The following is a 10,779-nucleotide window of genomic DNA, read 5'->3' on the forward strand; positions in this document are numbered from 1 at the left end:
AATCATGCAAACCTCCGAACATTCCGTTAACTTTCAAGAATTAATCGACCAAAAAAATCAAGGATTTGACCCCAAGAATCCCCCTGCCCAAGAATTAATCGATAGTTGTGTTCACTGTGGTTTTTGTCTATCTACCTGTCCCAGTTATCGAGTGATTGGCAAAGAAATGGACTCCCCCCGGGGCAGAATTTATCTGATGAATGCCATTAACAAAGGGGAAGCAGTTTTAGACGAAACCACTAGCCAACATTTTGATACTTGTTTAGGCTGTTTAGCCTGTGTTAGTACCTGTCCATCGGGAGTACAATACGATCAATTAATCGCCGCAGTTCGTCCGCAAGTGGAACGCAATCAACCCCGCAGTTTTAAAGATAAAATTATTCGTTTTCTCATTTTTAATCTCTTTCCCTATCCCGTCCGTCTCAAATTATTTTTACCCTTCCTCTGGTTATATCAAACCCTGGGATTACAAACCCTAGTCAGGAAATCGGGTATCTTAAAAATGCTCTTTCCTCGTCTAGCGGCCATGGAATCAATTTTACCCAAAATTACCCTGGCCTCTTTGTTTAAAAACTATGCCGATGTTATTCCCTCCCAAACTGAAAAACGCTATCGAGTGGGAGTAGTTTTAGGTTGTGTGCAGCGCCTCTTTTTCTCGCCGGTAAATGAAGCAACAGTGCGGGTTTTAACTGCCAATGGTTGCGAAGTGGTTATCCCAAAAACCCAGGGTTGTTGTGCCGCTTTACCCGCACATCAAGGACAGGAAAAACAAGCACAAAGTTTAGCCAGACAAATGATCGATAGTTTCGCAGAAACCGAGGTTGATTATATTATTATCAATGCGGCGGGTTGTGGTCATACTCTCAAGGAATATCATCATATTTTAGCCGACGATCCTGAATATAAAGATAAGGCTAAGGAGTTTGTGGCTAAAGTACGCGATGCCCAAGAATTTTTAGCCGCAGTGGGGTTAACTGCTGATTTATCCCCGATTACCGAGACAGAATTAACCCTAGTTTATCAAGATGCCTGTCATCTTTTACACGGACAAAAAATCTCCGTGCAACCACGGCAATTATTGCAAAAAATCCCCAATATTAACTTAAAAGAACCTATCGATGCGGCCTTGTGTTGTGGCAGTGCCGGAGTTTATAATATGCTACAGCCAGATACTGCCGATGAATTAGGTCAGCAGAAAGTACACAATTTATTAAATACTGGGGCTGCGGTGATTGCTTCCCCTAATCCGGGTTGTTCCCTACAAATTAAAAAACATCTACAATTACAGGGAAAAGATACACCCGTTATTCATCCCATCGAATTATTAGATTATGCGATTCGCGGGCTGAAAATTTCCTAAAATAGAAAACGGGTTTCTTCAAGAAACCCGTTTTCTATTAGATATAGATAGCCCAAGATTTTGCCCAGGCGAGAATTTCATCAACTCGATCGAGGGTTGAAGATTCACAGTAGAGACGCAAAACCGGTTCGGTGCCACTAAAGCGAATTAACAACCAACTGCCATCTTCTAAACGGAATTTATAACCGTCCATAGTATTACAATCAGTCACTTGTTTACCGGCAATTTCCCTTAAGGGTTCCTTATCCAAAGCAGTAATTAACTGATCGCGAGCTTCCATATTAGCTAAGGGTAAATCAATGCGATCATACTTAGAATGAAACCCGGTTTTATCCTGTAATTGCGCGTAAAGATCGCTTAAATCTTGGCCCGATTCTACCACCGCTTCCAAAACGTATAAAGCTGATAATAAAGCATCCCGTTCGGGAATGTGAGTACCATAACCGACACCTCCCGACTCTTCCCCACCAATTAACACAGGAGTGGTCAACATTCGATCGGCGATATACTTATAACCGATCGGGGTTTCAAAGACCGATAAACCGTATAAACTGGCTAATTTGGGGATTAAATCGGAACCGCTCACCGTTTTGACAATTTCCCCTCTCATTCCCTTTTTGCCGGCTAAATGCTCGATTAAAATCGGGATGAGATTTTGGGTGCTTAAAAAATTCCCCCGACCATCGATCGCCGCTACTCGATCGCTATCCCCATCGAAGACCAAACCTACTCGCAAAGGGGCTAAATTTGCGCTGTGAGCCAGTTTATCGATGATTTCCCTCAAATTTCTCGGTAAAGGTTCTGGAGAGCCGCCACCGAACAAAGGATCGCGATTGCCGCGTAATTCCGTGATCCCCACCCCCAAAAGACGCTCTAAACCGGTAGCCGCCGCACCGTGCATGACATCGGAATAAACTTTTAGTTGTCCCGATTCGATCGCGTTGGCAATAGCGGCAATATTAACTTTTTGGCGTAAACCCTGACAATAACCTGACCATGGCTCAAAAGTGCTTAATTTACCAGCAGCTGCGTTAAATTGCGGCGGATTAGACAATAAAGCTTCAATTTGTTGGGTAATTTCCGGCGAGACAGAACCACCAAAATAACCTTTAACCTTCAAACCGAGATATTTGGCTGGGTTATGACTGGCGGTTAACACGATCGCACCGAGAGCATTTTCTGAGCGAGCTGCCCAACTAAAAGCGGGAGTCGGAGCGTAGGATTGGGAGAGAAGCACATCAAAACCGGCTTTTTGAAGCGATTCCGCCGCAGTTTGAGCAAAATCCTCCGCCATAAACCGCCGATCATAGCCGACGATCATCGTCCGCGAACCTGTGATCTGACCATAATTATCCGCTAAAACCTGAGCCGCCAAGGGAGCGAGCAGAGCGACTCGATCGAAAGTAAAATCGGCGGCGATAATCCCGCGCCAGCCATCGGTTCCAAATTTAATCGGGTTCACGGTGGTCATGATTTACGAACTACCCCTAAAATATCCATTTTCCCAATACTGTAACCCGCTCCGTAACCTCTGGAAACTCATTTTTCTCGATCATCGGTTTTTGCCGCCGAATCGAGCGCGCCGACTTCACTGGCTAATAATTTTTCCATTAACATTTGTAACTTCATCCGTTCTATATAGGGCCATCCCCCGGTTTCCTCGATATCCCGGAGTAATCCGTATAAGTCCTTACGGGTATTGGGTAAAGATGGCTCGAACATCTGCTCGCGAATTTGCCGATGTAAATTTTCTAAAGTTCGCAGCAACATTAACAAACCGTTACAATCTCCCTGCTGTTCTTGGGCGATCGCTGTCACCGTCGTTACAAGGGAATCTAGTTGGCTATCTAATTGGCTGTTATCTCCCGGCAATCGGCTATTCATGTTCCTATTTGAAAACAGTCACACCAATCATATCAGTCATCAGCTATCAGTTACTGAGAGCCTCCCCCCCTTGCCCCTTGCCTGTTGCCTCTTGCCCCTTGCCTCTTGCCTCCTGTCTCCCATCTTCTCAATGGTCACTGATCTTTGATAAACTGAGTTTCGGTGAATTGGCCCGACCGATTCGATAATTCATCAGGCTATGGATCAAGGGTAGTAATTGTAAAGATTGACAAAGAGAGGTTGACATAGATGAGATTTCGTGCCTTGTTAGTTGCCTTTTTAGCCTTGTGCTTAGGGGTATTGACAGCTTGTAGCGACGCGCCTAGTGCCGTCCTGAATAGAAACGAGCTAACCTATGATGAAATTTTAAACACGGGATTAGCTAACAAATGTCCCCAGATTTCCGAGTTCACCCGGGGTACTCTCCCCTTAGAACGCGGCGAAAGTTATGTGGTGACAGATTTATGCTTGGAACCCCAAGAATATTTTGTCAAGGGTGAACCCGTTAATAAGCGGGAAGCAGCCACCTTTATCCCGGGTAAACTCCTAACCAGAGATACCACCAGTTTAGAACAGATGACAGCGAGTTTAAGCGTAGGCGAAGACGGTGTTTTAACCCTCAAGGAAGAAGACGGTATCGATTTCCAACCCGTTACCGTACAATTACCCGGAGGTGAAAGAGTTCCCCTCTTCTTTACCATTAAAGGTTTCACTGGCAAAACCGAAGCCGGCTTTAACTCGATTAACAGTTCCACCGATTTTGAAGGCGACTTTAAAGTTCCCTCCTATCGTGGCGCTGGTTTCTTAGATCCCAAAGGTCGGGGTGTGGTAACGGGTTATGATAACGCTGTTGCTTTACCCGCTAGTGCTGATAGTCAAGATTTCCAGCGCGCTAACGTCAAAGCGACGGAACTGGGTAAAGGTACTATGTCTTTACAGGTAACTAAAGTTGACGCTTCTACCGGCGAGTTTGCTGGTGTTTTTGAAAGTGAGCAGCCTTCCGACACCGATTTAGGCGCAAAAGATGCTGAAGAAGTGAAAATTCGCGGCATTTTCTATGGTCGTCTCGAAGCTCGTGCCTAATTAATAAATTCAGAATTTCTGGAAATTAAGGCGAATTTCTCCCTGGAGAAGTTCGCTTTTTTTCGGCTCTCTTGGGGTTATTGAGCGGTTACAATAAAGGCAGACCTCGCCCTGGAGGAAGAGTTGCTAATGCCCAAGAAAACGAACAAGCAAACGGAAGCCAAAAGTTACAACCATGGCGAGGAACATCCCCAGCATCCCGATATTGGCACAGAACCCCACTTCAAGAAGAAAAAACCCCCTGTCACCTATCGTTATGATTCCTTCTTGTCCCCGGAGTTAAACTGGGATGAAAACCCCGCACGAGAACAAGCTGAGGCCTTAATTGAGCAAATTCTCGCAGCAGAAGATTTAGAAACCGCCAAAATAGCAGCGCATCAACTCAAGGCAATCGGTGAACCGTTTTTAAATTGGACAGGAAAGGCCGAAAGATTATTTTTTGAAGTGCCGACTTTACCCTTATTTGTCCATGAACGTTTATCCACTAGGGCAATTATTGAAACCCTGAAATCCCACAAGGTGGAAAAAGGGGAACAATTGAATCTATTTGAACTATTTAATGACCCTAAATGGTCAATTACTGACCAGATTCTCCGAGCTTATGAGTACCACGATAAATGGGTAAACCGGATGATTCTCGGTGACTCCTTGGTGACGATGAACTCCCTACTGCAATACGAGGGGATGGGGGGTAAGGTGCAGATGATTTATATTGACCCTCCCTACGGGGTAAAATTTGGTTCTAATTTTCAACCTTTTGTCAGAAAACGCGACGTTAAACACAACGATGACGATGATTTCACCCGCGAACCGGAGATGGTGCAAGCTTATCGAGATACTTGGGAATTAGGGTTACATTCCTATCTGAGTTATTTACGCAATCGTTTGTTATTGGCCCGGGAGTTGTTGACTGATAGCGGTAGTGTTTTTCTGCAGATTTCCGATGAGAATGTTGATCATGTTCGGGAATTGATGGATGAGGTTTTTGGGGGGGAGAATGAAGTTTCAACAATAGTTTGGAAAAAGGGAACACCGAATAGTAAAACGATTAGAAACGCTTTTAATTATTTATTATGGTACTCTAAAAATATAAATCAAGTAAAAGCTAACAAACTATTCTATCAAAGAACTGGAATAGAAGGAACGACAGAAGATTCGAAAAAATTAGCTTTATGGGGTGAATTTTTAAATGGAGAAATTAGAACTTTAACTACTGAAGAAAAAAGAAGTATTTTAACAACAAAAGATAAATGTAAAGTTTTTAGAGTTGATAAAATTATTGAGAGTGTAAATGATCCAGAAAGACGATTTGAACTAGAGTTTGAAGGTGAAAAATTTACTCCTAAACTTGGATATGTATGGCGTCGTAAAAAAGCACAGATTGAATATCTTAGAGAAATAAATAGAATTATTAAAACTAAAGAAGGTTTTGGTTATAAGTTTTATGTTGATGATTACCCTATTGTAGAAATTACTAATTTTTGGGATGATACAGCAGGTAATATTACTGATATGCTTTATGTAGTTCAAACATCAACAAAAGTAGCGGTTGAACCTTCAGAAGATCATTACAAAGAATGGCGACGGGCTGATACTTTAAAAATCGGTGATATTGTTTATTTTGGCAGGGAACAAATACCCTGTGAAATTAAAGATTTAGAATCGGAAATAACGACGGAAACAGTCTATGATCTAGAGATTGAAACCGTCCACTCTTTTATTACTGAAGTTTGTACCGTTCATAATTGTGGAAGTGGGACAACCGCTTACGTTGCCGAACAATGGGGGAGAAGATGGATAACCTGTGATGTCAGTAGAGTACCCTTAGCCTTAGCCAGACAGAGACTATTAACCGCCACTTTTCCTTGGTATCAACTGAAAGATAATAACTCACCGACGGGGGGTTTTATCTACAAGAGAAAACAGAACAGTAAAGGGGAAGAAATTGGGGGAATTGTCCCACACATCACCCTGAAAAGTATCGCTAACAATGAACCGCCAGAATCGGAAATCTTAGTTGACCGTCCCGAAGTAGATAAGAGTATTGTGCGGGTGTGTAGTCCCTTCACCATCGAGGGAACCATACCGCCTCCGGTGGAGATGGAAGACGAACCGGAAAGCGCAGCGGTGGTAATCGACAATAGCGGTTCTTATGAAGAACGGATGTTGGAAATTCTGCGGAAATCTCCCGTGTTGCGTCTGTCTGGGAACCGCACCATCACCCTGAACAACGTGCGACAGCCGACAAGAACCCAGAATCTATCGGCCGAAGCAATGGTCAAAGCTAGTGATTTAGAAGGTGCTACCTTGGGGGAGGTGGTAGATGAGGCCCTAGAAGCAAACCTGAATCAGCTTCCCCTCTCCCAGAAACCGGTGGCGTTTCTATTCGGACCGGAGAACGGAGCGATCGCAGAACAGCCCGTTTACAGAGCGGCTGGGGAGGCCTATCATCGGAAATTTTGGGTCTGAAACCCCGCCGTAGAACGGCGGCTTTACGTTAGAATTAAAAGGCCAGTCTCGAAAACCAAGTGGACGGCGCAGCACCTTGAAAACTCGGCTTAGGGGGTTCCGACCAGAAAAGCTTGGCCGGGTAAAAAGTCGCGCGCAACAAGTACAAGAAGCTATAGGCGGTCAACGTACCGTGGGACACACGGAATCGGGCTTCTGAAATGGGGCGAAAGTCTGTGGACTCTGTGTAAGACAGTACATGGTTTTTTAACTGTGGTATGCGACGGTGGTGGAAGCAGAAACTTAAATCGTGAGGTTTAGGAATCGCCGCACTTTTAGGGCGGCGAGGATGTCAAAAACAATACGCTCATCTGTTCGTCCTTGGCTTTGCGATCGCTCCTAGCGCTCGTCAGTTTGTAGAAAACTGTCAGGATACGGTGGGGATTCCTGCGACTTACATCCAAGCAACTCCAGACCTGCTGATGGGGGATTTACTCAAAAACATGAGGAGTTCCCAGATATTCAGCGTCTGTGGACTGCCAGAGATTAGGATTAATCCCATCCCTGAGGGTAAATATCAAGTGGAGTTATTGGGGTTGGATGTGTTTGACCCGGTTACAATGAAAGTGGACTCGGAACCGGGTAAGAATGTCCCGGCTTGGTTTCTCGATACTGACTACAATGGCCTATGTTTCCACGTCAATCAGGCATTTTTTCCCCGTACCGGCGCTTGGGATTCGATTCAGAAAGCTTTAAAGGGAACCTATGAGGAATCGGTCTGGGAACATCTAGCAGGGACAACCAGCGCAGCTTTTGCAGTGGGAGAACATCGGCAAATTGCCGTTAAGGTGATTGATGACCGGGGGAATGAGTTGTTAGTTGTTAAGGAGTTGTAAAATGACTGAATCACAAGAAAAATCTAATGAACTAATAAACCTTATAGAACATTTACCTACAATTAAGATTTATCTAACAAAAGAGGAATCAGAGAAAAAACCCTTAGTCAGAGTTATTCTTGAAAATGCTACTACTTATGGATTAATAGGGATTTTAATAGGGGGAATAGTAACTGGTTATGCACAGTGGCAATCAAATCTAGCAGAAAGAAATACTCAAATCATTCTTGAGTCTCTTAAAGAAAGTAATGACTACAATGGCTTGATTGATTCTTTGAATAAACTGTCTTTACTACAGAAAACTGGATTGCTTTCATCGAAAATTGATTATGATAAATTTAAAGAATTTGTCCCTGAGACAATCGCAACAAATTTAGTAACAGCAACTCAGTATGAGGTCTTGGGTTTTCAGGCATTATTAGATCAAAAGCTTGGACAAGCACAAGATTATTTTAATAAATCTTATCAAGCTTATCCCACTTATCATAATGTTGATGAAATTAGCCAAAAATTACTTAAGAAAAAGACTTCAGTTTCTGACTGGGGAAAAGAAATATATTGTCCAATTGTCGATCAATATTCATGGGGAATGCCTCCCGATTTGAAACAACAAATGAATCAAAAAGGCAATTGCAAAAAATAATATTATGTCCTACAAAGGCGAGCAACCGATATTAATTTCAAGAGGAACCCAACCATGAACTTAGAATAAACTATAGCGTTTCCTAAGCTAGTGAGGTACACCTGTTTTTCTTCCCCTTTGCCTTTTGCCTCTTGCATGAGTGCCTAAAACCCATAACTTTTGTACCTCAGCAGACTGAAAAACGCTATATTATTACTGAAATTAAGACACTACCTAAAGACCAACAACAAGAGGTCTTAGATTTCACCTTGTTTTTGAAACTGAAACAAAATCAATATCCCCAACGTTCTTCTTTATTTGGTAGTGATAAAAATATAATTTCCCTTAGGGATGACTTTGACCAATCTTTAGAAGATATAATTAAACAAAGTGACGAACAAGATAAACTATTAACCCCACAAGAAAGAACCGAGAAATGGTTAGATTTTGTTCAAACTCTTCCCTCAGAGAGTGCCAACTTACCAGATGAAGCTTTACATCGAGATACTATGTATGATTAATCGATTAATTTCTAGATGAACCTCTATTTGCTTATACTTAGAAAATTCTATGTCAGCCAAAGATATTTTTCATCAATCCGTGTGTATTGCTATCGAAAAAGATGGCTGGAATATCACCCATGACACCCTTTATCTTAAAGTCAATGACGTAGAATTTTACATCGACTTAGGTGCGGAAAGATTAATTGCCGCCGAAAAATTAGGTCAAAAAATTGCCCTAGAGATTAAATCTTTTTTAGGCGCATCAGAAGTTACCGAATTTCATCTGGCATTAGGACAAATCCTCAATTATCGGTTAGCATTAAGACAGGAACAACCCGAAAGTATTCTTTATCTAGCCATTCCTCAAGATACCTATGAAGACTTCTTCTCTCGTCAATTTATTCAAGACGCTGTAGCCGAATATCAAATTAAACTTTTAATCTTTAATTCTCTCAAACAAGAGGTGGTATTATGGAAAGAATAAACTACTCTCAACTGATTCAAGACATTCTCACCCAACATTCAGTTAATGACAGCAAAAATGACAGAGAAAATCAACTTATTTTTGACACAAAACGCCATCATTACCAAGTCTTAAATATTGGGTGGAAAGAGCAAAAGCGAATCTATGGTGTGATTATTCATCTTGACATAAAAGATGACAAAATCTGGATTCAAAGAGATGGAACAGAAATCGGCATTGCCAATCAATTAATCGCGGCTGGTGTTCCCAAACAAGATATAGTCTTAGGTTTTCAGGCTCCCTATAAACGCAGTTTAACCGAGTTTGCCTTGAGTTAATACATAAGAAAAAAATCCTAAATAACCCTATGTCCTACGAAGTCAACGAACCGATTCTCAACTCACCCTTTGATGAACCCTCCCGTTATTGGTTCATCCGAGAAGGTTATGAACCGGAATTAAAAGAAGGGAGAAGACCAGCTATTGTCTATCCCCCCCGGGAAGGTGACAGCGAATGGGAATTAGGAAAAGTTCTCAAACTTTCACCCCCCGATGAATTTTTTCCGGGTTATGAAATGACCTTGGTTAACCGCATCAGGAACAAAGTCAAAGAATGGAGAAACGAAAACTATCCCGGGGTCAGTCGTACCACCTTAGAACTATTGGACTATTGGAACCGAGAAGGAAGAGAACATCGCCTATTTTTTGCTCAAAAAGAAGCAGTAGAAACCATCATTTTCCTGATTGAATCACGGGCCGACTTTCGCCAAGGGATTTACATTCCCCAAGACACCCCCATTGACACCACCCTGAAAGCCTTCATCCGCTACGCCTGTAAGATGGCAACTGGAAGCGGTAAAACAACAGTGATGGGGATGTTAGCAGCACGGTCCATCCTCAACAAAGTAGCAGAGCGCAGTAACGCTAAATTCTCCGATGTTGTCCTAATTGTCTGTCCCAATATCACCATTAAAAGCAGATTGCAGGAACTCAACCCCGACAATGGGGAAGCTTCTTTATATCGCACCCGTGACCTCGTACCCTCTCACCTGATGGACAAACTGAGACAGGGTAAAGTCTTGGTGACAAATTGGCATATTTTTGAAAAGCGAACGCCTGCCACTGCCGGTAATGAAACTGCCAAAGTGGTGAAAGTGGGAGTCCCCGTCACTACTAAGGAAACTGTCAGAATTGGCGAACGAAATACCACAGCCAGGGGACAGCGTTATCTAGACTTAGACAGCTATCGACAACAGCGAAATTTAGGTCGGTTAAAAGTCACTGAAGGAGGGGAGAAATATGATACACAGGGAAATTTAAAAGAAGTCAAGGTAGAAATTACCCCCTATTTAGAAAGTGATGCCGCTTGGATTAAACGAATCTTAACCCAAGAAGTGGGGAATAAAGGTAATACCAATTCTCCAAAATGTGACTACAGATAGGCTAGAATATCATATTAGTAGAGTTAAAGGAAAAATATGGCAGGAGTTTATAAGATAGAAATATCTGAAAGTGAAGCAG

Annotated in this window: 11 protein-coding genes; 9 read left to right on the top strand and 2 right to left on the bottom strand. The window is 42.5% G+C overall.

What is annotated here, in order from left to right; all coding sequences use genetic code 11:
* Positions 1–4 precede the first annotated feature (4 nt).
* Positions 5–1,360, top strand: a complete 1,356-nt coding sequence (locus H6G48_RS01105) for a (Fe-S)-binding protein (RefSeq protein ID WP_079209971.1) — start codon at positions 5–7, stop codon at positions 1,358–1,360.
* A 37-nt stretch (positions 1,361–1,397) separates the two neighbouring features.
* Here H6G48_RS01105 and H6G48_RS01110 read toward each other — a convergent pair whose 3' ends face one another.
* Positions 1,398–2,831 (bottom strand): phosphoglucomutase/phosphomannomutase family protein, encoded by a 1,434-nt coding sequence (locus tag H6G48_RS01110; RefSeq protein WP_190718247.1) that lies wholly within the window; start codon positions 2,829–2,831, stop codon positions 1,398–1,400.
* Between the two features lie 68 nt (positions 2,832–2,899).
* On the bottom strand, positions 2,900–3,244 hold the full coding sequence (locus tag H6G48_RS01115; protein ID WP_002761033.1) for a hypothetical protein: 345 nt from the start codon (positions 3,242–3,244) through the stop codon (positions 2,900–2,902).
* 249 nt (positions 3,245–3,493) lie between these two features.
* Between H6G48_RS01115 and psbO the strand changes: the two genes are divergently transcribed.
* The 8 genes from psbO (at position 3,494) to H6G48_RS01160 (ending at position 10,700) form a co-directional block, all read left to right on the top strand.
* Entirely contained in the window at positions 3,494–4,327 is an 834-nt protein-coding gene (gene psbO / locus H6G48_RS01120) for a photosystem II manganese-stabilizing polypeptide (protein ID WP_190718250.1), read from the top strand.
* Between the two features lie 129 nt (positions 4,328–4,456).
* On the top strand, positions 4,457–6,796 hold the full coding sequence (locus tag H6G48_RS25900) for a DNA methyltransferase (RefSeq protein ID WP_242034481.1): 2,340 nt from the start codon (positions 4,457–4,459) through the stop codon (positions 6,794–6,796).
* Positions 6,797–7,212: 416 nt separating this feature from the next.
* The gene (locus H6G48_RS25905; RefSeq protein WP_242034482.1) at positions 7,213–7,671 is read left to right on the top strand and encodes a hypothetical protein; all 459 of its coding nucleotides are present in this window, start codon (positions 7,213–7,215) and stop codon (positions 7,669–7,671) included.
* Between the two features lies 1 nt (position 7,672).
* Entirely contained in the window at positions 7,673–8,314 is a 642-nt protein-coding gene (locus H6G48_RS01140) for a hypothetical protein (protein WP_190718253.1), read from the top strand.
* A 248-nt stretch (positions 8,315–8,562) separates the two neighbouring features.
* Entirely contained in the window at positions 8,563–8,814 is a 252-nt protein-coding gene (locus H6G48_RS01145; RefSeq protein ID WP_242034483.1) for a hypothetical protein, read from the top strand.
* A gap of 49 nt (positions 8,815–8,863) precedes the next feature.
* Positions 8,864–9,280, top strand: a complete 417-nt coding sequence (locus H6G48_RS01150; RefSeq protein WP_190718255.1) for a XisH family protein — start codon at positions 8,864–8,866, stop codon at positions 9,278–9,280.
* Positions 9,268–9,597 carry a XisI protein gene (locus tag H6G48_RS01155; protein WP_190718258.1) on the top strand — a complete coding sequence of 110 codons (330 nt, stop codon included), beginning with the start codon at positions 9,268–9,270 and terminating at the stop codon, positions 9,595–9,597. Before H6G48_RS01150 ends, H6G48_RS01155 begins: the two co-directional genes overlap by 13 nt.
* Before the next feature lie 29 nt (positions 9,598–9,626).
* Positions 9,627–10,700, top strand: a complete 1,074-nt coding sequence (locus tag H6G48_RS01160; protein ID WP_242034484.1) for a DEAD/DEAH box helicase family protein — start codon at positions 9,627–9,629, stop codon at positions 10,698–10,700.
* Positions 10,701–10,779 lie beyond the last annotated feature (79 nt).

Source organism: Microcystis flos-aquae FACHB-1344 (genome assembly GCF_014698375.1).
Lineage (GTDB): Bacteria > Cyanobacteriota > Cyanobacteriia > Cyanobacteriales > Microcystaceae > Microcystis > Microcystis aeruginosa.

What these genes read in the sequence shown, in the direction of transcription:
- H6G48_RS01140 (WP_190718253.1), top strand. Translation starts at nt 7,673, where the DNA reads ATGACTGAATCACAAGAAAAATCTAATGAACTAATAAACCTTATAGAA.
- H6G48_RS01160 (WP_242034484.1), top strand. Translation starts at nt 9,627, where the DNA reads ATGTCCTACGAAGTCAACGAACCGATTCTCAACTCACCCTTTGATGAA.
- H6G48_RS01115 (WP_002761033.1), bottom strand. Translation starts at nt 3,244, where the DNA reads ATGAATAGCCGATTGCCGGGAGATAACAGCCAATTAGATAGCCAACTA.
- H6G48_RS01105 (WP_079209971.1), top strand. Translation starts at nt 5, where the DNA reads ATGCAAACCTCCGAACATTCCGTTAACTTTCAAGAATTAATCGACCAA.
- H6G48_RS01155 (WP_190718258.1), top strand. Translation starts at nt 9,268, where the DNA reads ATGGAAAGAATAAACTACTCTCAACTGATTCAAGACATTCTCACCCAA.
- psbO (WP_190718250.1), top strand. Translation starts at nt 3,494, where the DNA reads ATGAGATTTCGTGCCTTGTTAGTTGCCTTTTTAGCCTTGTGCTTAGGG.
- H6G48_RS01150 (WP_190718255.1), top strand. Translation starts at nt 8,864, where the DNA reads ATGTCAGCCAAAGATATTTTTCATCAATCCGTGTGTATTGCTATCGAA.
- H6G48_RS25900 (WP_242034481.1), top strand. Translation starts at nt 4,457, where the DNA reads ATGCCCAAGAAAACGAACAAGCAAACGGAAGCCAAAAGTTACAACCAT.
- H6G48_RS01110 (WP_190718247.1), bottom strand. Translation starts at nt 2,831, where the DNA reads ATGACCACCGTGAACCCGATTAAATTTGGAACCGATGGCTGGCGCGGG.